This window comes from Haematobacter missouriensis, assembly GCF_000740775.1.
Lineage (GTDB): Bacteria > Pseudomonadota > Alphaproteobacteria > Rhodobacterales > Rhodobacteraceae > Haematobacter > Haematobacter missouriensis.
In genome coordinates, this window is sequence record NZ_JFGS01000012.1 from 102,772 (window position 1) to 124,179 (window position 21,408).

15 protein-coding genes and 3 pseudogenes are annotated in these 21,408 nt (G+C 63.4%); 11 read left to right on the top strand and 7 right to left on the bottom strand.

Going from position 1 to position 21,408, the window contains the following annotated elements; all coding sequences use genetic code 11:
• The first annotated feature begins 344 nt into the window (after nucleotides 1-344).
• The 4 genes from CG51_RS09715 to CG51_RS09730 all read left to right on the top strand — a co-directional run bounded on the left by CG51_RS09715 (nucleotide 345) and on the right by CG51_RS09730 (nucleotide 5,661).
• Nucleotides 345-1,739, top strand: coding sequence for an MmgE/PrpD family protein (locus CG51_RS09715; RefSeq protein ID WP_035744350.1), 1,395 nt, complete (start codon nucleotides 345-347; stop codon nucleotides 1,737-1,739).
• A gap of 260 nt (nucleotides 1,740-1,999) precedes the next feature.
• A complete protein-coding gene (locus CG51_RS09720) occupies nucleotides 2,000-2,374 on the top strand; it encodes a Zn-ribbon domain-containing OB-fold protein (RefSeq protein WP_233141219.1) in 375 nt (124 codons plus the stop codon).
• Between the two features lie 3 nt (nucleotides 2,375-2,377).
• The gene (locus CG51_RS09725) at nucleotides 2,378-3,529 is read left to right on the top strand and encodes a thiolase (protein ID WP_035744353.1); all 1,152 of its coding nucleotides are present in this window, start codon (nucleotides 2,378-2,380) and stop codon (nucleotides 3,527-3,529) included.
• A 2-nt stretch (nucleotides 3,530-3,531) separates the two neighbouring features.
• On the top strand, nucleotides 3,532-5,661 hold the full coding sequence (locus CG51_RS09730) for an acetate--CoA ligase family protein (protein WP_233141227.1): 2,130 nt from the start codon (nucleotides 3,532-3,534) through the stop codon (nucleotides 5,659-5,661).
• Nucleotides 5,662-5,780: 119 nt separating this feature from the next.
• Here CG51_RS09730 and CG51_RS20025 read toward each other — a convergent pair whose 3' ends face one another.
• On the bottom strand, nucleotides 5,781-5,990 hold the full coding sequence (locus CG51_RS20025; protein ID WP_143412988.1) for a hypothetical protein: 210 nt from the start codon (nucleotides 5,988-5,990) through the stop codon (nucleotides 5,781-5,783).
• 286 nt (nucleotides 5,991-6,276) lie between these two features.
• Between CG51_RS20025 and CG51_RS09740 the strand changes: the two genes are divergently transcribed.
• Nucleotides 6,277-7,200 (top strand): SDR family NAD(P)-dependent oxidoreductase, encoded by a 924-nt coding sequence (locus CG51_RS09740; RefSeq protein WP_035744360.1) that lies wholly within the window; start codon nucleotides 6,277-6,279, stop codon nucleotides 7,198-7,200.
• 83 nt (nucleotides 7,201-7,283) lie between these two features.
• Here the strand turns inward: CG51_RS09740 and CG51_RS09745 are convergent, their stop codons facing one another.
• Nucleotides 7,284-8,192, bottom strand: a complete 909-nt coding sequence (locus CG51_RS09745; RefSeq protein WP_051930355.1) for a LysR family transcriptional regulator — start codon at nucleotides 8,190-8,192, stop codon at nucleotides 7,284-7,286.
• Between the two features lie 150 nt (nucleotides 8,193-8,342).
• Between CG51_RS09745 and CG51_RS09750 the strand changes: the two genes are divergently transcribed.
• The 4 genes from CG51_RS09750 to CG51_RS09765 all read left to right on the top strand — a co-directional run bounded on the left by CG51_RS09750 (nucleotide 8,343) and on the right by CG51_RS09765 (nucleotide 12,838).
• Nucleotides 8,343-9,488 carry a TAXI family TRAP transporter solute-binding subunit gene (locus CG51_RS09750; protein ID WP_035744365.1) on the top strand — a complete coding sequence of 382 codons (1,146 nt, stop codon included), beginning with the start codon at nucleotides 8,343-8,345 and terminating at the stop codon, nucleotides 9,486-9,488.
• A gap of 67 nt (nucleotides 9,489-9,555) precedes the next feature.
• The gene (locus CG51_RS09755) at nucleotides 9,556-11,529 is read left to right on the top strand and encodes a TRAP transporter permease (protein ID WP_198947657.1); all 1,974 of its coding nucleotides are present in this window, start codon (nucleotides 9,556-9,558) and stop codon (nucleotides 11,527-11,529) included.
• A complete protein-coding gene (locus CG51_RS09760) occupies nucleotides 11,526-12,206 on the top strand; it encodes a 3-oxoacid CoA-transferase subunit A (RefSeq protein WP_035744369.1) in 681 nt (226 codons plus the stop codon). The genes CG51_RS09755 and CG51_RS09760 overlap by 4 nt, the downstream gene beginning before the upstream one ends.
• Nucleotides 12,203-12,838: a 3-oxoacid CoA-transferase subunit B gene (locus CG51_RS09765; RefSeq protein ID WP_035744371.1), complete on the top strand. Its 636-nt coding sequence runs from the start codon at nucleotides 12,203-12,205 to the stop codon at nucleotides 12,836-12,838. Before CG51_RS09760 ends, CG51_RS09765 begins: the two co-directional genes overlap by 4 nt.
• Before the next feature lie 279 nt (nucleotides 12,839-13,117).
• Here the strand turns inward: CG51_RS09765 and CG51_RS09770 are convergent, their stop codons facing one another.
• The 5 genes and pseudogenes from CG51_RS09770 to CG51_RS09800 form a co-directional block, all read right to left on the bottom strand.
• On the bottom strand, nucleotides 13,118-13,405 hold the full coding sequence (locus tag CG51_RS09770) for a type 2 periplasmic-binding domain-containing protein (protein ID WP_035744374.1): 288 nt from the start codon (nucleotides 13,403-13,405) through the stop codon (nucleotides 13,118-13,120).
• A 64-nt stretch (nucleotides 13,406-13,469) separates the two neighbouring features.
• Nucleotides 13,470-14,490, bottom strand: a pseudogene (locus CG51_RS09775) (IS3 family transposase); the annotation flags it as partial.
• A 603-nt stretch (nucleotides 14,491-15,093) separates the two neighbouring features.
• Complete coding sequence (locus tag CG51_RS09790; RefSeq protein ID WP_035744382.1) at nucleotides 15,094-17,274, bottom strand: xanthine dehydrogenase family protein molybdopterin-binding subunit; 2,181 nt, start codon at nucleotides 17,272-17,274, stop codon at nucleotides 15,094-15,096.
• Nucleotides 17,271-18,233: an FAD binding domain-containing protein gene (locus tag CG51_RS09795; protein WP_035744386.1), complete on the bottom strand. Its 963-nt coding sequence runs from the start codon at nucleotides 18,231-18,233 to the stop codon at nucleotides 17,271-17,273. Before CG51_RS09795 ends, CG51_RS09790 begins: the two co-directional genes overlap by 4 nt.
• Nucleotides 18,230-18,757, bottom strand: coding sequence for a 2Fe-2S iron-sulfur cluster-binding protein (locus CG51_RS09800; RefSeq protein WP_051930358.1), 528 nt, complete (start codon nucleotides 18,755-18,757; stop codon nucleotides 18,230-18,232). Before CG51_RS09800 ends, CG51_RS09795 begins: the two co-directional genes overlap by 4 nt.
• A gap of 421 nt (nucleotides 18,758-19,178) precedes the next feature.
• Between CG51_RS09800 and CG51_RS09805 the strand changes: the two are divergent.
• A pseudogene (locus CG51_RS09805) lies at nucleotides 19,179-20,263 on the top strand (IS110 family RNA-guided transposase).
• Nucleotides 20,264-20,552: 289 nt separating this feature from the next.
• Nucleotides 20,553-21,342, top strand: a pseudogene (locus CG51_RS19520) (IS5 family transposase).
• Nucleotides 21,343-21,408: the final 66 nt, after the last annotated feature.

A 21,408-nucleotide genomic window follows, 5' to 3' on the forward strand; every position in this document is an offset into this window, starting at 1 on the left:
GTTTCTACGGTCCGTCCTTGCCGAACTATCTCATGATCCGCGTGTTAGGCGAAAGCGGAGCATCCGGCCCTCCCCCGTGGCGCGTAAGGCACCAGAGGCGGTCTGCAAAACCGGGGGCATGTGATCCTGCAATACCTGCAGTAACAAATCGGCATTTTCCATTGCGTGTGAAACTGCTCATTTTCCAGTTGTGCCAATTCGGACTGGCTGGAACACGTGCGGGGCGTCATACCTGCGGCTCTGTGGCAGTCCGGGCGAACGGGCACTTCCGCAGAGCATCGCGCCAGAGACATGTCTGGCGTATGTCCTTGGGGAGCCTTTGGGAGAGGGTGGGGAGAATAAACATGGAGCGGGAAACCGCAGGCGACATTACCGGGACGCTGGCCCGCTTTGCCGCGCTGACCTCGTGGAAGGACATGCCACCGGCGGTTCCCCGGCGAGCGCTGGCGCTCACCACCGATCTTGTCGGCTCTATCCTCCGCGCGGCGGGAGAGGCCGAGTCCAGTCCCGCCGTTCTGGCCATGGTCGAGAGGCTCGGCATGGCGGGAAGCGGACCCTGCACCGTATTCGGACTGAACCGTCGCTACGGGGCGGCGGCAGCGGCGTTGTTGAATGGTACGTTTGGCCATTCTCTTGATTTCGACGACACTCATTCGGATAGTTCGCTGCATCCGAGCGCGCCGGTGGTTCCCGCGGCGCTCGCGGCGGCGGAGCTCACCGATTCTTCCGGCGAGGCGCTTCTGGCGGCGATTGTTGTCGGTTTCGAGGTGTGTTGCCGGCTGGGCATGGCGCTGGACCCGACCGCCCACTATGCGCGCGGCTTTCACCCTACAGCCACGGCTGGCGTCTTCGGGGCAGCGGCGGCGGCAGGTCACATCTTCGGTCTGGACCCGGAAAGGATGTCCGCCGCCTTCGGCATTGCGGCGAGCCAGGCTTCCGGCTCATTGCAGTTTCTTGAAAACGGCGCCTGGAACAAGCGGTATCAGGTGGGCGAGGCAGCGATGAAGGGGCTCATGGCGGCGAGCATGGCCCAGGAAGGTTTCGTCGGCTCGCGGGCACCGATCGAGGGCCGCATGGGGCTGCTCGCCGGCTATACGGACGAACCGCATCCCGAAAAGGCCACTGCGGGGCTCGGTGAAATCTGGGAGACGCTGCGGATCGGGGTAAAGCCCTATCCCGCGTGTCGCTATACCCATGCCGCGGTCGATGGGTTGCTCTCCCTGCAGAGACAACATGGCTGGAAGCCGGAGGAGGTCGCTGCGGTCTCTGTCGGATTGCACCGCAACGGGATCACACTCGTCGGGGCACCGATCGAGGCGAAGCGGCGCGCGCGGAGCATCGTGGAGGGTCAGTTCTCCATGCCCTTCGCCGCGGCCGTCGCCCTGCTCCGGCAGCGGTTCGGCTGGGATGATTACGATCTTCTCGGAACGCCGGAAGCCGAGGCAATCGCCGCCCGCATCGATGTGTGGCAGGACAGCAGTCTTGAAGGCCTGCGACACCCGTTCGGCGCGACCCTGCGGGTGGAGGCCCGGGGCGAGCGCCATGAATTGCGTGTGCCGGATCCCTCCGGTGAGCCCGAGACATTCCCAGATGAAATGGCGATGGCTTCAAAGTTTCGCGCGCTGGCAAGGCCCGTCCTCAACGCCGACAGCGATAGCTGGCTTGCTCATCTGCGAGGTCTGGAAACCGCCGTTTCCGTCCGCGGGCACTTGACAGGGCTGGCCGCTAGCCGCGTTTGACGACGCCTCAGAACGGGCATTCGGGAAGACCCTTCCTTCGGGAGAGCCGCTGACGGCGTCCGTGCCGCAACGCTTGATGCAGGCGTTCATCGCCTGGCTCGTCGGCCGTCCCTCGGGTGCAGCGGGTCTAACGGCGCATATCCACCGACGCGTCGTGAGAGGGAGTGGAAATGCTTCCCCGGCATCACTGATAGCAAAAACATGCATTTGTTGGGGAAGCACTAGTTGCGCCAGCATGAGGGCGGGATGGAGGAATTTCGATGAACAAGCTTATGCGCCCCGCGGTGGATGCCAGCGGCCCGCAGGCGATCTATGAGGCTTTTCTCGCTCGGGGAAAGTTCATGATCCAGCGCGCCCGGGCAACGGGCGAGCACGTGTTCTACCCCCGGGTGCTCTCCCCCGCCGGAGAGGATGATCTTGAGTGGGTAGAGGCTACGGGTCGGGGCACGATCTATGCAGTCACCGTCAATCGCACCCGCGAAGGGGCCCATAACATAGTTCTTGTCGATCTGGAGGAGGGCCCGCGGATGATGACGACCATCCCCGGGGTGGAGACTGCCCTCATTGGGGCCCGCGTAAAAGCGCGCATTGAGGCAGGCGATCCTCCGCGCGTCGTCTTCGACCTGGAGGAGTAACGCATGGCACATTCTCTCCGGGGCAAGACCGCTATCGTGGGCATGGGCGCCGCCGGGCTGGGTGAGGCGCCGGGCTATTCGGCGATGGAATTGCTCGGCCAATCCGTCCACGCTGCCCTGGCGGATGCGGGCATGCGGCTCGCCGATATCGATGCGGTCTTTGCCGCAACCAGCAGTCACGCCTTTCCCACCCTGAGCGTGTCGGAATATCTCGGGTTGAAGCCGAAGTATTTCGACGGGACGAATGTCGGCGGATCGAGCTTCGAGATGCACCTGCTGCAAGCCTCGCTCGCTCTGGAGGCCGGGCTCTGCGAAGCGGCGCTGATCTGTTACGGCTCCAATCAGCGCACGGCGGGCGGGCGGCTGGTGTCTATGTCCGAACCCCAGTGGCATGAAAGCCCGTACCACCCGCGCCATCCGATCACCGCCTATGCGCTCGCGACGAGCCGACACATGCACCAGTTCGGAACGACGCGGGAGATGCTTGCCGATGTCGCCGTGGCGGCGCGAGGCTGGGCCAACATGAATCCCGAAGCCTTCGCGCAGGGTCCGCTCAGCCGCGAGGACGTGCTGGCCAAGCGCATGGTCAGCGATCCCCTCAGCACGGGGGACTGCTGTCTCGTGACGGATGGCGCGGCGGCTTGCATCCTTGTCCGGGCCGAGCGGGCAAAGGACTTTCCGAAACCGCCGGTGTATTTTCTCGGAGCAGCGGGCGCGAGCTGGCACCGTTCGATCCAGTCCATGCCGGACTTGACGGTGACCGCAGCCTCGGACAGCGGGCCGCGGGCGTTCGAGATGGCAGGGGTGGATCGGTCTGATGTCGATCTGCTGATGCTCTATGACGCCTTCACCATCAACACGATCCTGTTTCTCGAAGATCTCGGCTTCTGTCCCAAGGGGGAGGGCGGGCGTTTTGTGCAGGACGGGCGTATCGCCCCGGGCGGGGAGCTTGCGGTGAACACCAATGGCGGCGGGTTGTCCTGCGTGCATCCGGGCATGTACGGCATGTTCCTGATCGCGGAGAGCGTCGCGCAGATCCGGCGCGAGGCGGGCGAACGGCAGCTTGAGCGCGCCGATATCGCCCTGCTGCACGGAAATGGCGGAACGCTCTCCAGCCAGGTGACCGCCTTCCTTGGGTCGGAAGCGGTGGTGTGACCATGCGCGATCTTGCGATGAAATATGATTTTGCCACGCTCGACTCGTTATTGTCGCCTCGCTCCGTCGCTATCATCGGGGCCTCGGACGACCCGACACGGATCGGCGGGCGGCCGATCGCGGCGATGCTTCAGGCGGGGTATCAGGGGCGGCTGCTTCCGGTGAATTCCGGACGGAGCATGGTGCAGGGGCTGGTCTGCCACCCCGATGTCGCCTCCCTCCCCGAGACGCCGGAGGCCGGGATCGTCGCTGTCGCAGCCCAGCATGCGCCCGGCGTGGTGGAGGCGCTCGGGCGGCGCGGCTGCCGGGCCGTCACGCTGTTCTCTGCAGGGTTTGCCGAAACCGGAGAGGCGGGCCGGCGCGCGCAGGAGGAGGTGCTCGCCATTGCCGGTCGTCATGGGATGCGTGTGCTTGGCCCGAACACGCTTGGCGTTTACAACCTCGCGACGGGATACTTCGGAACCTTCTCCTCCTCGCTGGAGCTCGCCTTGCCGCTGCCGGGCCGGGTCGGCATCGCCAGCCAGTCGGGAGCATTCGGGGCGCATCTCTCCGTTCTCGCACGGGAACGCGGCATCGGCGCCTCGGTGCTCATCACCACCGGCAACGAAGCGGATGTGACGGTGGCCGACGCCGTAGGCTGGATGGCAGGCAGTGATGCGGTCGATGTCATCTGCGCCTATCAGGAGGGCTTCAACGATCCCGAGCGCCTGCTGGCAGCACTCGATGCCGCGCGCGCTGCCGGCAAGCCGGTCTTCATGCTGAAATCGGGGCGCAGTCAGCTGGGCGCCTCGGCTGCGGCCTCGCATACCGCTTCTCTTGCGGGTGATGACGCAGTAGCCGAGGCGGTTCTGGCGGATCACGGCGTGATCCGGGTCCGTGATACCGACGAGATGCTGGATTTCGCCTATGCGGCGCGGGCGCGTGTCTTTCCGCGTGATAATACGCTCGGGATCATCACGATAAGCGGCGGGGCAGGTATCGTTGCTGCCGACGAGGCAGAACTGGCAGGCCTTCCGATGCCGCCGATGCCGGGCGCCGCGCAAGACCGCCTTCGGGAAGTGCTGCCCTATGGCGCGCCGGGCAACCCGCTCGACTGCACCGCACAGGCGCTGAACGATCTTTCGCTGTTCGAGACCTTCACCCGCTCGGCCTTGCAGGACGGCGGCTATCGTTCGGTGCTGTGTTTTCTGACCTATGTTGCCGGCGGAGCGTCGCTTGCGCCCCGTCTGCTCGAAACATTGCGCCGGATCCGCGCGGACTTCCCGGACCGGCTGCTCGCCCTCTGCCTACTGGGACCGGAGGAGGTCCGCCGGGCCTATGAGGACGCGGGTTATCTCTGCTTTGCCGATCCGGGACGGGCGGTCAGGGCCATCGCCGCAATGGGGCGGGTCGGGGAGATGCGCGGGCCGCAAACCCAAGCCCTGCCTTCCCTTCCGGAGATCACGCTTCCCGGTCATACGCCGGATGAGCATGAAGCCAAGCGTATCCTGACCGCCGCCGGCATTCCCGCCGCGCCGGAGCGGATCGTCAGTTCTGCCGAAGAGGCGATGGCGGCCGCGGATGACCTGGGATTTCCGGTGGTTCTGAAGATCGTCTCGCCCGATATCCTTCACAAATCCGATATCGGCGGCGTGCGGCTCGGTCTCGCCGACGGCGAGGCGGTGCGAGAAGGCTATTACGGCATTCTCTCCGATGTCGGTCGCGCCGCCCCCGCTGCGCGGGTCACGGGGATGCTGGTCGCGCGGCAGCTTACGGGCGGCGTCGAATGCTTCATGGGTATCAACCGGGATCCCACTTTCGGCCCCGTGGCGGCCTTTGGGCTGGGCGGTATCTTTGTGGAGGTTCTTAATGATATCGTGCTGCGCCCCTGTCCTTTTGACGAGTCTACGGCGCGGGAGATGATCCTCTCTATCCGCTCCGCACCTTTGCTGACCGGCGCCCGCAACCGGTCTCCGGTCGATCTGGATGCGCTGGCGGCGCTCCTGTCGCGCCTGTCTGTCTTTGCGGTGGCCGCGGGGCCTCGGCTTCTCTCCGTCGATCTCAATCCCGTGCTCGCCCGGCCCGATGGCGCCTGGGCGCTGGATGCTGTGGTCGAGATCACGGAAGACGGTATGGAAGACGGAGAGGAATGACCGATGACGACCGGCTGATGACCCGCGGCAGTCTTGAGGCGCGCGCGGCGTGTACGCCCGGCTCCTCCTCCACGGCGGGAGGGTTTTGCGGTGAGCTTCGGCGGTTTCGGGGTCGTGGCTCAGCCGAGTGTGGTGTTCATGGCATCACCGCGGTTGCGGGTCTTGCGCCGGAGATCGCCAATATGCGGCGCGCTGGGAGCTTCTCGGCAAAGGCGATTGACGACGATGCGGGCCAACAGGCCCAAGGCCCGGTCGGTCACCGGTCCGGTCGGCCGATTGTCACGGCGGGCGGTAGCCGCGACCTTGCCCGGGGAATGGCGCAGGGTCACGTGGCCATCTCTGCTCCGTTTGCGGATCTTTTGCAGCAGAGCGAGGCGCGGGGCCGCATCCCTCCCTGCCGAAGATCGACCGGTCGGCCTTCATGGGACGACCAGAGACTGGATCATGGAGCCGGTAGCGATCTTTTGAGGCGGCTTCCGGAAGCCGCAGCGGTTTTCCCGCCAGCGGTCCGGTTCGAACTACCGAGACTGTCGAAGATACGGAAGAACATCGTGGCCCGACAGGTGCTCGGCCCCGATCGTTGAGATTGACCGCTGGAAGAGGGAGGAAAAGGCGATGACGGTGGATCTGGGATTGCGCGACAAGGTTGCGATCGTCACGGGCGCAGGCGGCGGAATCGGGCGTGGCATCGCGCTCGAATTTGCCCGCGCAGGCGCGAAAGTTGTCATCAACGATATCGGCGTCTCGCTGGGCGGCACCGGCGAGCGCTCCTCCACGCCGGCGGAGGAGACGAAGGCGATGATCGAGGCCATGGGCGGCGCGGCGATCATCAGCACCGAGAGCGTGTCGGAATGGGCCGCGGCACGGCGCACGGTTGAAATGGCGATGGATCATTTCGGACGGCTTGACGTGGTGGTCAACAATGCGGGCATTCTGCGGGACGTCATCTTCTACAAGATGGAGCCCGCGGACTGGGAGGCTGTCATAAGCGTCCATCTGAACGGCAGCTTCTACATGAGCCGTGCTGCTGCGGAGCCCTTTCGGATGCAGGGAAGCGGCGCCTATGTGCATATGACCAGCACGTCGGGACTGATCGGCAATTTCGGACAGGCGAATTATTCCGCCGCCAAGCTGGGCATCGTCGGCCTGTCACGGTCCATCTCTCTGGACATGGCGCGGTTCGGTGTGCGCTCCAACTGCGTGGCCCCTTTCGCCTGGAGCAGGATGACGTCCTCCATCCGTGTGGACAGCCCGGAGCAGCAGGTGCGGGTTGATCGCATGAAGCTGATGACGCCGGAGACGAACGCGCCGCTTGTAGTCTTTCTCGCCTCTGCAGCCGCGGAAGGGGTCACGGGACAGGTGTTTGCCAGCCGGATGAACGAACTCTTCCTGTTCAGTGCGATGCGGCCCGTGCGAAGCGTCCATTCTGCCGACGGCTGGACGCCGGAAACCATTGCCGAACGCGCCATGCCCGCGATGCGGGGCGGGTTGGTTGCCGCAGAACGCAGCCCCGAGGTTTTCTCCTGGGATCCGGTCTAGTCTCGCGTGGAGAGCGAACGCCCTGATGGCCTCACCGTGGAGATGAGGTCACGCATGCCGATGTCCGTCGTCGATGTCCGTCGTCAGAGAGTGGTGCCCGGCCACTCGCCGGAGGTGACAAGGTCGCGGACGGTGTTGTTCAGCATCTCGGTGAACGGTCTCATGAGGCGGCTGGGTTGCCGGTTCAGCGACGTCCAGATCACGAGCATACGGCCGAGGGCCGGCTCCTCTATCGGCCGGGCCACGAGGCGTCCGGCCTGCACAAGTGGGAAGACGCTGACCAGCGGAAGGACCGTGCTGCCGGCTCCGCGCTCCACGAAAGCGAGGAGGGTGGGCAGGATGTCTATCTCCAGAGCGATGTTGAGCGGCACGCCATTCTGCAGTGCTGCCTGGTCAATCAGCTTGCGCAGCCCGTGGTCAGGGCTGGGCAGGATCGTTGTCGCGGCGAGGGCTTCCCGCAGCGAAATCGGCGCCTGCGGGCTTCCCGGTGGCTGGATCAGGAACAGTCGCTCCATGAGCAGGGGCTGCACCCTCACCAGCGGAACCTTTGCGCCCTGATAGGTCAGGCCTATGTCGATGGTACCGCGTTGAAGCCAGTCCTGAACATGCCCTGAAAAGCCGGTGGTGATACGCAGCTTGACCTCCGGGTAAAGCCGGAGGGTGTCAGCCACCAGCGGAGTGGCAAGAACCTCTGCAACGGTTGGCGGCAGACCCAGCGTGATGGTCCCCCGCAACCGGTGATCACGTGCGGTTATGTCCTGCACCATGAGTTCTACGTCTTCCAGCACCTTGCGTGCGCGATCTGCAAGCGTCTGCCCTTCTTCCGTGGCTATGACCCCGCGTCCGTGCCGGCTAAGCAGGCGTACGCCCAACTCATCCTCCAGCGCCTGAACCTGCCGGCTTAGAGCGGGTTGAGCAATCTGCAACCGCTCTGCCGCAGCGGTAATGCTGCCAAGTTCGACGATCTGCACAAAGCTGCGAAGCTGACGCATGTCCAAGATGCCGATTCCTTATAGCAGTTATGTCTTCAATGCACTTGAAACATAGGTGCGGACAGGACAGCGTGGCAAGTGGAGGAGATCGAGGGGGGTTGCGCCGCGTCCTGCACCTGCGTGTCCCGCTCATTTTGGGGGGAAATCAAAATGAACGATTCACCGGTTCTGCGCGTCCTGCGCAGCGGGTTGTCTGCGCTTGTCCCGTTGGCTCTTGCCGCGGCAGCCTCGGCTCAGGAGTTGCCGCGGACGATGATCTGGTCATCCTACGACGTGGGGTCCGCCGGCTATTCCGAAGCCTCCGCCATCGCGGATGCGCTTGGACAGAAATACGGCACGAAGGTAAGGATCCAGCCCTCTGGCAGCGGTATCGGCAGGTTGCAGCCGGTGCTGATGGGGAGGGCGGATTTTGGTTTCCTGTCGACGGAATCGTTCTTTATATCCGAAGGAATATACGATTTCGCAACGCCTGAATGGGGACCGCGGAGCCTGCGCACCGTCGCGGGACGACCCGCTTCCTTTTCCATGGTCGCGGCGGCGGATGCGGGGATCGAGACCGTCAGCGACGCAAAGGGCAAGCGGATCGCGCTGGTGGCGGGCAATCCGTCCATCAACACCAAATGCGAGGGTATTCTTGCCTTCGGCAATCTCACGCTCGATGACGTGAAGGTCGTGATGTTCCCGACCTATTCGGCGGCAATGGCCTCGATGACCAAGGGGGAGTCCGATGCCACCTGCACCACTGCCACGGTCAGCCAGCTCTACGAACTCGCAGAGTCGCCGCGCGGCCTGCACTGGGTTGCGGTCGATCCTTCCAATGCCGAGGGCTGGGCGCGGCTGAAGGAGGTCTCGCCCATGATGGGACCGTTCGAGGAGAGCATCGCCGCAGGTCTCAAGGACGGCGAGAAGGTCTGGATGACGTCCTACCGGTATCCTGTCATCGTCTCTCTGGCCGAAAAGTCGGATGATGAGGTCTATGCCTTTATCAAGGCGCTGGATGAGACCTTCGGCACGTACAAGGACGCCACGGCGACGATGAACCGGTGGGATCTGCACATCTCGGGGCAGCCGCCTGTCGATATTCCCTTCCATGAGGGCGCGATCCGATACCTGCGCGAAAAGGGCATCTGGACCGAAGAAAACCAGAAGTGGAACGACCAGCGTCTTGCGCGGATGAATGCGCTCACCGCCGCTTGGGCCACCTTCCTGCCGGAGCACAAGGATATGGCGGCCGGGGAGTTCGCGGACGCCTGGCTCAAGCGCCGGGCTGAAGTCGTGACTGCCCTGAGCAACTGATCGGAGAAGCATCGGCGGCGCGTCCCACGTTACGCGCCGCTGCGATTCCCCTCGCAGGAGAGTTCGCATGCCCAGACAAAGCGAAGCGCCGGAGCAGACCCCTCACCACAGCATCGAAATCGCCGAAAGCGGAAATACCCGGCCGACCGGGTGGGCCCGGATCGTCGCGATGGTGCTTGGCGCGGTGGGCCTCGTCATGGCGATCAATCAGGTATTTCTGCTCAACCTCTTCGGTTTTCAGCCGCTGGGGAACAGCTATCTCTACTATCTGATCGGCATCTTCCTGTCGGTCGCGTTCATCGTCACCCCCGCTCGCAAAGGCGATACGGCGACCCGATGGTATGATTGGGTGCTTGTTGCGATCACGCTGGCCTGCGGTGCCTATCTGGGCATGAACGGTTTGCAGATCATCACCAATGGCTGGGAGTTCGAGGCGCCGCTGGCCGCAAACATCGCCTCCGTCGGGCTGGTGCTGGTGGCGCTGGAGGGTGTGCGCCGGGCGGGGGGGTTGATCCTGCTCGGGACGGCATTGTTCTTCGGTGCCTATCCGATATTCGCGGACTACATGCCGGGCTTCCTGTGGGGGACGGAGTACAGCCTGATGGGCACCTTCCGCGTCCATGCCATGGGGGTGGAAAGCATCATCGGCATTCCCATGCAGGTGGTGGCGGAGCTGGTGATCGGCTTCGTAATCTTCGGCTCCGTTCTGACGGTGACCCGGGGGTCGGAGTTCTTCATGGATCTCGCGGCGGCGCTGCTCGGGCGGAGCCGGGGCGGCCCGGCCAAGGTCGCCGTGCTGGGAAGCGGGATTCTGGGATCCCTTTCCGGCAGCGTGATTTCCAATATTCTCACGATCGGACCTTTCTCGATCCCGACGATGAAAAAGACGGGATATCCGGCGGTCTATGCCGCGGCGATCGAAAGCTGCGCTTCCACCGGAGCCACGCTGATGCCGCCTGTCATGGGAACGGTGGCCTTCATCATGGCATCGTTTCTCGGCGTACCCTATGCCGATATCGCATTGGCGGCGCTGATCCCCGCCGTGCTTTTCTATCTCGCGCTGCTTTTTCAGGTGGACATGTATGCCGCGCGTCACGGGCTGAAAGGCGCGGCGGAGGGCGAGATCCCGAAGCTCGGCCCGACTCTCTTGCGTGGTTGGCCCTATCTGCTGGCTTTGGTCGTGCTGATATACGTGCTCATGGGGTTGCGGCAGGAGGTCTATTCGCCCTATGCGGCCTCGGCGGTGCTGCTGATCGCCACCGCCTTCCGCAAGCGGACAAGGATCACGCTGGCCCGCGCCAAGCTGCTGCTTCTCGATATCACCAGCGGGATTGCCGGACTGGTCGCGGTGCTCGCCGGGATAGGGCTGATCGTGGGCGGGCTGTCCTACAGCGGCGTGGCAGGGGCCTTCTCTCGGGAGCTGCTGCTCTACGCCAACGGCAGCGTGCCGTTGATGCTGATCGCCGGGGCTGCCACCAGCTTCATCCTTGGCATGGGCATGACGGTAAGCGCCTGCTACATCTTCCTGTCGATCCTGCTTGCTCCCGCGCTTATCGCGGCCGGGATGGATCCGCTCGCCAGCCACCTGTTCATCCTTTACTGGGGCATGCTGAGCTATATCACCCCACCGGTTGCGCTTGCGGCGATCACGGCTGCGAATATCGCCAAGGCGCCGGCGATGAAGACCGGCTTCTACTCCATGCGCCTTGGCGGCATCCTGTTCATCCTGCCGTTCATCTTTGTCTACGACACCGGATTGATCATGCAGGGAGGGGCGCTGACGATCGCCAGATCCATCTGCCTCAGCGTGATCGCCATCTGGGCCATGACGGCCGCGATGGAAGGCTGGCTCTACCGCGCCGGGCGACTGCGCCCTCTTGCGCGGGTTGCGCTCGGGGTGGCAGGCATCCTCATACTGTTGCCGGAGTTCTATTCGATGATACTCGGTTTCCTGATGGTGGCGGGCGTCGTAGCAATGACGCTGGTGCAGCCGCTCGACCGGGAGGAGATGACGGTGAAAATGGTGGAGCCGGGGGAATGATCGATAAACGTGTTCCTGGTCTGGATGTCGCCGTGGCAGCGATACAGGACGGCGCTTCGGTGATGATCGGCGGCTTCGGCTCCGCCGGGGTTCCTTTCGGGCTGATCGAAGCGCTTCTGGAGAACGGCGCGCGGGACCTCACGCTGATCTCGAACAATGCCGGTGCGGGCGAGGAGGGCATCTCGGCATTGCTGAAGGGAGGCCGCGTGGCCAAGGTGATCTGTTCCTATCCCCGCTCTCCCGGCTCGATCTGGTTCGAACGGAGGTACGAGGCGGGAGAAGTGGCGCTGGAGATCGTTCCCCAAGGCACATTGGCGGAACGTATCCGCACGGCGGGGGCCGGTCTGGGCGGCTTCTTCACCCCCACGGGCTATGGCACCCTGCTGGCCGAGGGCAAGGAGGTGAGGATGATCAACGGCAAAGGGCACGTGTTCGAGACGCCGCTTTCCGCCGATTTCGCGCTGATCCGCGCGGATGCCGCAGACCGCTGGGGCAACCTGCGCTACCGGGCGACGGCGCGGAACTTCAACCCGCTCATGGCAATGGCCGCCCGTCACACGATCGTTGAGGCGCGCGAGGTGATGGACGAACCGTTGCCGCCCGAAACCGTGGTGACGCCCGGTATCTTCGTCTCCTCCGTCACTGCCAGTATGGCGCAGGGCGGGGTGCAGGCATGAACCGGCTGTCGGATAACGATATCGCGCGCCGTCTGGCGCAGGACATCCCCGACGGGGCCTATGTGAACCTCGGGATCGGCATGCCCAACCGCGTGGCGCATTTCGTGCCGGAGGGGCGCGAGGTGATGTACCAGACCGAAAACGGCCTGCTTGGAGTCGGCCCGCAGCCGGCGCCGGGCATGGAGGATCCCGACCTGATCGACGCCTCGAAGAAGTTTGTCAGCACGATCCCCGGCTCGGCCTTTTTCGACCATTCCACCAGCTTTGCCATGATGCGGGGCGGACATCTGGATATTGCGGTTTTGGGCGCCTATCAGGTGGCGCAGAATGGCGATCTGGCCAACTGGGCGACGCTTGACCAGAGCTTTCCGCCTGCGGTCGGCGGTGCGATGGACCTGGTTGTCGGTGTGCCGAACATCTACGTCATCATGCGGCATGTGGACCGTGCCGGTGCCCCGAAGCTGCTGGAGCGATGCAGCTATCCTCTCACGGGGCTGGGCGTTGTGTCGCGAGTCTATACCGACCTTGCGGTGCTGGAAGTTCTACCCGAAGGCTTTGGGATCATTGAGCTTGCTCCAGGCAACAGCAGGGTGGAAGTTCAGGAGTTCACCGGCGCGAAACTGTATGGCTGAGGACTGTTCTAACCGGGCGCCTATGCCGGTCTGGAGCTGCCGGGGTTCGGCGACCATCTGAGGCGATCCACCGGTCGCCCGGTTCCGGCCTCCCCCGGTGAGGCCGCCGTCAACCGCGGATATGACCGGAGGCTCGGCGCACCCGCAAGACCGGCGCGTTCTCCTACTAGCGGCCGGGGGGCGTCGGTGGAGACATCGGTGGGGGCTTCGCACGTGAAGCAGCACCCCCGCAGCGGCGCGACCGCCGCGGGCGAAGCGCCCCCAGCTGACGACCAGCGGTCAGCCGGTACTTCCAATCCCACCGTCCCGCGGCTTCATCCCAGACTGAAGAGATTGCATATCTGTCGAGGGGTCGCGATTCAGATACAGTCGGGCGATCAGCCCGCGCACCCATACGACACCCGGATCGGCATGCAGCCGACGGTGCCAGAACTGCTTGAGGTCGATGACCGGGATGTCGAGCGACGGTGGGACGAGCTTCAGGGGGGCGATCCGGTCACAGGCCCGCCCGACGGCAAGCGGCACGACGCAGATCAGTTCGGATGAGGCCACCAGCGGGACGGACATGAAATGCGGCGAGCGCAGGACAAAGGGTAATCCTCCCCGTTTTAACGGGGTGCAGAAGTAGACTTCAGGCAGCCATCTTCAGTTTCTGGGCAGGTGTGACCCCGCCGATGCCCATGTTGGGGCGCTCATTGTTGTAAGTCCAGAGCCAGTCGGTTGCGATCTCCTGCGTCTCTTCGATGGTTTCAAAGATGTAGAGGTCCACCCATTCATGCCGGACCGTTCTGTTGTATCGTTCAACATAAGCGTTCTGCTGGGGCTTTCCGGGCTGGATGTGGTTGAGGGCAATGCCCTGCTTCTCGGCCCAGATCATCAGCGTCGAACTGATGTATTCCGGGCCATTGTCGACCCTTATTGCGAGGGGCTTCCCGCGCCACTCGATGATCTGGTTCAGCGACCGGACCACCCGCTCAGCCGGGAGCGAGAAGTCGGCTTCGATGCCCAGGCCTTCACGGTTGAAATCGTCCAGCACATTCGAGAGCCGGAACTGGCGGCCATCGGCCAAACGATCGGCCATGAAGTCCATCGACCAGACCGTGTTCGGCGCGTCAGGGACGCTGAGCTCTTCCGGTTTGTCGCGCTTGATCCTCCGGCGGGGCTTGAACCGAAGGTTCAGTTCCAGCTCGCAGTAGAGCCGGTGGACGCGCTTATGGTTCCACGGGTGCCGCTGGACGTTGCGCATGTGCAGGAAGCATAGCCCGAAACCCCGGGTCCGGTGCGCCCTGGTCAGCCCTCCCGGCAGGTCGGCGATGAACTTCGTTCTCGGCATCGCGCTTCGGGCTGTAGCGAAAGCAGGTCTCGGCTTGACCCAAAGGCCCGGCAGGCCAGCGCGATGCGGAGCCCCGTCGCCGACACTGCCTTCTGGGCCAGCTCGCGGCTTTGAGCTGGCCGTGTCATTTTCTTCCACGGGCTTCCTTGAGCAACTCGGCCTGCATGCTCAGATCGGCGAACATGCGCTTCATCCGCCGGTTCTCGTCTTCAAGCGCCTTCATCCGGCTCATCATCGAGGCGTCCATGCCGCCATACTTCGAGCGCCATTTGTAGAAGCTCGCCATGCTGATCCCATGCTCCCGGCAAAGTTCAGGCACGGCTGCACTGCTCCAACTTGTACTCGCCCAGCCGGTTCTGCTGCATGCCGAGCTCTACGAAGGTGGGAACTGGTCCATTTCACCGGGGAGCCGGCGGCGGGTCATTCGCATGACCATACCGATGATCATGCAGCGGCGGCGCCCGCCACGCTCAGCCTCACGGACCGGATATCGGAGGTCTCGATGTGGGGCGGGACGCTCTGTCGATCCTGTTTTCCATGGTTGTGTATGCGGGTTATGGACTGTTGCTGACCGCAGCCATGGCATTGAGCGAGAGCGGGAAGAAAGCGCTTGGTCGCCTGCGGCAGGATAAGCTGGAGAACGGAGAGACATATGTGACTGGAGACCGGAACGGTAGGCGACGGAGGTTCTTCTTGAAGGTCGCAGGGCAGAAAAGAAGACATCGGGCCCGCCAGCCCCGTGTGCTCCGCCTAGAATAAGCGATGGGCTGCACAAGCTCGCGCGCCGTGACGGGACGAAGCAGCCGGAAGGCAACAGCTCGTCGCCTGCGAGGGGTGCACCGATCCGCGACCGGTCAGCTGTGCCTAGCCAATCCGGACCTGTTTCCCTCTCCCCTCATGACGAGCGATCGCCATTTTAAGATCACAGATGCGCTTCCAAGCCGCCGATGATCTTTTCAGGCGTTGCGGGCAAATCCCGGACCCGAACGCCGCAGGCATTGTGGATGGCGTTTAACACCGCAGCCCCCGCGCCGCAGATGCCAAGCTCCCCGATACCCTTGGCTTGCATTGGACCGACGAAGGCATCCCGCTCCTCAAGGAACTCCACGTCCAGCGGGGGGACGTCGGCGTGGCAGGGGACATGGTATTCCGCCAGATCACGAGACACGATATGCCCGTCGCGATGATCGTGCGCCATATCTTCCGTCAGCGCCATGCCGATACCGAAGGTCATGCCGCCCAAGCACTGGGATCGCGCGGTTTTTTCATTCAGGAGCCGTCCGCAGGCAAATACTCCCAGCATGCGCCGCACCCGCACTTCTCCAGTCCAGCGGTTGACGGCGACCTCCGCCCAATGGCTGCCCCAAGTGGCCTGCCGGACGGTCTTCTCGGTTGCACCGGGTTCTACGTGACCTTCGCAAACGAGCGGCTCGTCGATGAGTTCGGAAATTGGGCGCTCGACATTTCCTGCCCGGGCGCGACCGTTCTGTAACGTAAGTCCACGTTCGTCTGTCTCCATCCGCGCGGCAATCCGTCGCCGGATATCTTCGCAGGCTAGATAGACCGATGTGCCGCTCGACGCTGCGCCGAAGGACCCGCCCGATCCGGATGCGGGGGGGAAGTCGGTGTCCCCCAATGCGACCCTGACCTGATCGCGCGAAAGTCCCAGCATTTCCGCCGCAAGCTGACCGAGGATCGTGTAGGTGCCGGTCCCTATATCGGTCATGTCGGTTTCCACCAGCGCCGTCCCCCGCGGCTCCAGCGTGACGCGCGCACGGGATTCGATCAGCATATTGACGCGCACCGCCGCCGCCACACCCATACCGATCAGCCATTCGCCGTCCTGTCGCTCTCCCGGGGTCCGTCGTTCGGCCCAGCCGAACCGCGAGGCGCCGACACGGAGTGTTTCGGCCAGCATGTTGCTGGAGTAGGGCCGCCCCGACACGGGTTCCGCATCCGGAATGTTACGAAGGCGAAATTCCACCGGATCGATGCCCGCACGCTCGGCCAATTCATCCATGGCGCATTCGAAGGCGGTCACGCCGACCGCCTCCCCCGGCGCGCGTACCGACCCCGCGCTTGATCGGTGGACACGTGCGACAGCGTGGACGATGCGACGGTTTTCCGCGGCATAGGTGAAGGGCGTGGCCTGCGTCACCGGTTCGGAAAACGTGGTGTCCGGCAGGTTCGAGACCAGCGCCTCATGCCCGATGCCGGTCAGCCGGCCCTCCGCATTGCAAGCCAGCAGGATGCGCTGGCGTGTCTCGGAGCGGCGATGGGAAAGGTCGAAGACCTGGGGACGGGTCATGGTCACCGATACGGGCCGCCCTAGATCGCGCGCGGCCACGGCAGCCGCCACGGCTTCGGCATTGATGCCGAGCTTGGAGCCGAAGCCGCCGCCGACGTAGGGTGCCAGCAGCCGGACCTTCTCCTCAGCGATGCCAAGCGCATCCGCCATCTGTGCCCGGTTCGACGACAGCATCTGCATTGACGCTCGGATAGTGACCCTGTCATCCTGCCATTCCGCCACCGCGGCGTGGGGTTCCATCGCCGCGGCCGCCATCGAAGGCGTGCGCCAGACGCCGTCCACGCTGAAGGCCGCCGCGGCCATCGCGGCATCAAGGTCACCGCTTTCGCTTTGCTTCTTCGGGGGAAACTCCGGATCGACCGCTTCGGGATCGAAGGCGGCCGCCTCCGCAGTGTAGCGCAACGACAGATTGAGCGCGGTGGACTGAGCGGCCTCCAACGTCTCGGCTACCACGAGGGCGACCGCCTGCCCCATGTACTCCACGTCATCCGGGCCGGACCTGGGCGCGGTCCGATCCATGCCCTGCGCCGCGAAACGCAGGAACAGAGGATCGGCGATCACGGCCAGGGCACCGGGCGCATCGCCCACTTCCAGGACTCTCCCCTTCGGGATGGCCGCCTGTACCAGAACACCGTGGAGCAATGCGGCGGGTCGGGCCTCGGCGGCATAGGTTGCGCGGCCGGTGACTTTCAAGGGCCCCTCCAACCGGTCAAGCGGCTGGCCCAGTATACCCTGCGCCATATGATCCAGCCGGTTTTCTGTGTCCGGGCTGTCGATCTTGCGGTGATTGGTCATGGCGTTTCCTCCGTCACCTCATGGAGCACTGCGGTCAGCGTTCGACGCAGGAGCGGGATCTTGAATTCATTCGCGCCTTTCCCTTCGGCCTCCGACAGCAGGGCATCGGCAGCGCGGGAGAAAAGTTCAGGCGACGGGACCTCGCCTATTAGAAGGTTTTCTACCGATCTGTCGCGCCATGGCTTATGAGCGACACCGCCAAAGGCGAGCGCGATGCGCCCGATGCGACCCGCGTCCATCACCGCGATGGCCGCGATCGACACGAGTGCAAAGGCGAATGACGCGCGATCCCGGACCTTTCGATACCGTTGAATTCCGCCAACCGGCGCAGGCAGGCGCACGGCGGCAATCGCTTCGCCGGGTTGGAGCACCGTCTCCAGATGCGGAGTATCTTCGGGCAGGCGGTGGAATGCAGCCAGAGGCACGCGGCGCGGCGACGGACCGACGATTTCGACCTCGGCATCAAGCGCCAGCAACGCCACCGCCATGTCGCTGGGGTGTGTGGCGATGCAATGAGGGCTGGTTCCCAATATCGCATGGTTGCGCGTGATGCCTCCAAGCGCGGCACATCCCGCACCTGGAGACCGCTTGTTGCAAGCCATACGGGTGTCGTAGAAATAGGGGCAACGTGTACGCTGCATCAGATTGCCGCCCGTGGTCGCCATGTTGCGCAACTGGCCACTGGCACCGGCGAGAAGCGCGCGTGTGAGCACCGGATAGTCACGCCGCACATCCGGATGGGCGGCAAGGTCGCTGTTGCGAACGAGTGTCCCGATCCGCAGGCCGTCACCGTCGCACTCGACCCGGTCCTGTCCCGTGCCCGTGATGTCGACGAGCTTTCCCGGAGTCATGACCTCATGTTTCATCAGATCGACAAGATTGGTGCCGCCGGCGATGATTGTCGCGTCGGGCGGCAGACCCTTCAATGTATCAGCGCGGGAATAGACAAATTCCCTCATGCGGCGTCCTCCTGCTGGTCGGCGTCTCCGGCGGCGGCACGGATGGCGTCCACGATATTGGAATAAGCGGCGCAACGGCAGAGATTGCCGCTCATCCTCTCCGCGATCTCCGCATGGCTCAGGGGAAAGGGTCCGTCCAGAGAAGCGGAGGCATGGCTCGGCCAGCCCTCGCGCAGCTCCTCAAGCATGCCGGTCGCCGAACAGATCTGGCCCGGCGTGCAATAGCCGCACTGAAAGCCATCATGCTCCAGAAATGCTCTCTGAAGCGCCGAGAGGCCGTTGCCGTTGCCGCTCATGCCTTCGATCGTTGTCACGGAGCGTCCCTGCGCCATGCAGGCCAAAGTGAGGCAGGCATTTACCCGTCGTCCATCCATCAGTACCGTGCAGGCACCGCACTGTCCGTGATCGCAACCCTTTTTGGTGCCCGTGAGTCCAAGATGCAGCCGCAGGGCGTCGAGCAGCGTTGTTCGGGTGTCCAACTCAAGCCGATGACTGTCACCGTTGATGTCCAGAGTGATGTGCATGACGACCTCCGTATGCTCGCGTGCCTGCTGGCGCGGATGGGTTCAGGCCGAACGAATGGCACCCGCGTTTCGTTCCGGGCGACAAGCCCAAAGTCCACGTTGGGCAGCGCTATGAGCCCGCAGGCTCTTTTTGACATCCCCCAACAACAGGAAGTCAGCTCTTGCTTGCAGCAACAGGGGTCCGGGGTTGCGAGCCAAGATCATCTCCCACCTAGAGAGGATATCTCCCACCTAGAGAGGATCTTGAATCACAGGACGCGGGCCAGCGGAATCCCTTTGTCAACATGACCTAGGTTTAGATGGGGTATTCGGCTTTGCGCCCCATTCCCGACGACGGTGTTCGTGGAGGTGCTGCGCTTCGAGCTGATGGTACAACGTGGTCTGTGTGAAGCAGCCACACGCATCAGGGAGGAAGCGCAGCATGAAACATTATGCCGGATTGGATGTTTCGGTGAAAGAGACCGCCATCTGCATCATCGATGAGACCGGACGAATTTGCCGTGAAACCAAGGTCGTCAGCCATCCCGAGGATCTGGCGAAGGCCTTGACGGAGACAGGTTTCCGTATCGAACGGATCGGGCTCGAAGCTGGCCCATTGTCGCAGTGGCTGTTCGAGGGTTTGGCGCAGGCTGGATTGCCGGTGACCTGCGTTGAGACCCGCCACACCAAGGCGTTCCTAAGGGCGCAAGTCAACAAGAGCGACTGCAACGACGCGCGTGGAATTGCCCAGATGATGCGCGTCAACCTGTATCGTCCGGTGCATGTGAAGACGCTGGCGAGCCAGAAGCGTCGGGCTCTGCTACGTGCCCGCAAACTTTTGCAGCAGAAGGCGATCGCGATCGAGAACGACATCCGCGGCTTGCTGCGCAACTTCGGGCTCAAAGTCGGCGTTGTAGGTGCGGCGAAGTTCGAGGCGCGGATCAAGGAGCTCACCGAAGAGATGCCCGATCTGGAGGAGTTCATCGACGTCCTGCTTGCCGCCAAGCGGAAGCTGCGCGAGAGCTTCTCGCGCCTGCATGGTAAAGTCCTTGAGATTGCCGGAAGAGATTGCCGGAAACGACTCGGCCTGCAGGCGGCTGATGACAATCCCATGCATTGGCCCTGTAACGGCGCTCGCGTTCATCAGCACGATCGACATCCCGGCGCGCTTCCGAAGCTCCCGGTCTGTCGGCCCGGCCCTGGGGGCTAACCCCGGTGCTGAAACAGTCCGGCGAAAGCGAGCGGGTCGGCCGCGTCTCGTTGTGCGGCGACGGCATGATGCGGGGCCTTCTCTATGAGGCAACTCAGTCCATGCTGACACGCGTGAAGAAGTGGTCGTGGCTGAGAGCCTGGGCCATGACCATCGCAAGGCGGGCGGGCTTGAAGAAGGCAGTCGTTGCCTTGGCTCGTCGCATTGCCGTCATCATGCACAGAATGTGGATCGATGGCAGCGAGTTCCGTTGTCGCGCGAAAGTGCAGTCGAGATTTGATCGAGACCGGATAGGAGAAAGGATCCACCGCTGGTGAGAAGATGTCCTTCGTGGGACGACGGGTAAGGCGCGTTCGCAATGGGTCCAGGGTCGGCAGCAAGCCCGCTGTCAGGACGCGAGTCAGATTGGACCGCCTTACTCTTCTGATCCCATGATGGGAGGGCCGATATGCCGATCCCGAAGAGAAGCGAGGGCCCGCGATCGACATCAATTGCCAGCGAGATGGATATAGCTCGAAGATGCTTGACCCAAACCCGCCGAATAGAGAAGGACCCATTAATTTCAGGCCATTGTCGTGATTCAGGCTCCGCAAGGAGACCTGACCAATGAGCAACCTTTACTGGCTTTCTGACGCCCAGATGGAGCGCCTCAAGCCGTTCTTCCCGAAGAACCCTGGCAAGCCCCGCATTGATGACCTTCGTGTCCTGAGCGAAATAATATTCATCAATCGCAATGGATTGAGGTGGTGCGATGCACCCAGGGAATATGGCCCGGGGAAGACCCTCTACAACCGTTGGAAGCGTTGGAGGTGAGTGGCCGAACGCCACTGGTTCGAGAGAGGCCACGAACACGGCGTCTTTGCGCGGATCATGGCGGGCCTTGCCACTGAACGCGCCGAACACAAGACGATCATGATTGATGCGACCTATCTCAAGGCACACCGCACGGCGTCAAGCTTGCGGGTAAAAAAGGGGGGCGTGCGCGCCAGATCGGGCGCACCAAAGGTGGCATGAACAGCTGCATGCCCTGGCTGATGCAAAAGGGCGACCGATCGGGTTCTTCATGTCCGCGGGGCAGATCAGCGACTACACAGGCGCAGCGGCTCTACTGGGCAGCCTGCCGAAGGCGGGGTGGCTGCTGGCCGATAGATGCTATGATGCCGATTGGTTCAGAGAAGCGTTGAAAGACAAGGTGATAAAAGCCTGCATCCCCAGCCGGAAGTCCCGAAAGAAGGCCGTCAAATACGACAAGCGGCGCTACAAACGACGCAACCGCATCGATATCATGTTTGGGCGACTCAAGGACTGGCGGCGTGTCAGCACACGATACGATCGATGCCCCAGGGTCTTCCTCTCCGCCATCGCCCTCGCTGCAACCGTCTTGTTCTGGCTGTGAAATTCAATGAGTCTGGAGCCTAAGGGGTTTTCCGCCCCGGTTAGGCCGCTGCCGCTTCGGACATTG

Coding starts and splice junctions, on each gene's coding strand:
- CG51_RS09715 (WP_035744350.1), top strand. CDS start 345: ATGGAGCGGGAAACCGCAGGCGACATTACCGGGACGCTGGCCCGCTTT.
- CG51_RS09745 (WP_051930355.1), bottom strand. CDS start 8,192: ATGCGTCAGCTTCGCAGCTTTGTGCAGATCGTCGAACTTGGCAGCATT.
- CG51_RS09790 (WP_035744382.1), bottom strand. CDS start 17,274: ATGACCAATCACCGCAAGATCGACAGCCCGGACACAGAAAACCGGCTG.
- CG51_RS09750 (WP_035744365.1), top strand. CDS start 8,343: ATGAACGATTCACCGGTTCTGCGCGTCCTGCGCAGCGGGTTGTCTGCG.
- CG51_RS09755 (WP_198947657.1), top strand. CDS start 9,556: ATGCCCAGACAAAGCGAAGCGCCGGAGCAGACCCCTCACCACAGCATC.
- CG51_RS09800 (WP_051930358.1), bottom strand. CDS start 18,757: ATGCACATCACTCTGGACATCAACGGTGACAGTCATCGGCTTGAGTTG.
- CG51_RS09770 (WP_035744374.1), bottom strand. CDS start 13,405: ATGTCCGTCCCGCTGGTGGCCTCATCCGAACTGATCTGCGTCGTGCCG.
- CG51_RS09795 (WP_035744386.1), bottom strand. CDS start 18,233: ATGAGGGAATTTGTCTATTCCCGCGCTGATACATTGAAGGGTCTGCCG.
- CG51_RS09760 (WP_035744369.1), top strand. CDS start 11,526: ATGATCGATAAACGTGTTCCTGGTCTGGATGTCGCCGTGGCAGCGATA.
- CG51_RS09765 (WP_035744371.1), top strand. CDS start 12,203: ATGAACCGGCTGTCGGATAACGATATCGCGCGCCGTCTGGCGCAGGAC.
- CG51_RS09725 (WP_035744353.1), top strand. CDS start 2,378: ATGGCACATTCTCTCCGGGGCAAGACCGCTATCGTGGGCATGGGCGCC.
- CG51_RS09730 (WP_233141227.1), top strand. CDS start 3,532: ATGCGCGATCTTGCGATGAAATATGATTTTGCCACGCTCGACTCGTTA.
- CG51_RS09720 (WP_233141219.1), top strand. CDS start 2,000: ATGAACAAGCTTATGCGCCCCGCGGTGGATGCCAGCGGCCCGCAGGCG.
- CG51_RS09740 (WP_035744360.1), top strand. CDS start 6,277: ATGACGGTGGATCTGGGATTGCGCGACAAGGTTGCGATCGTCACGGGC.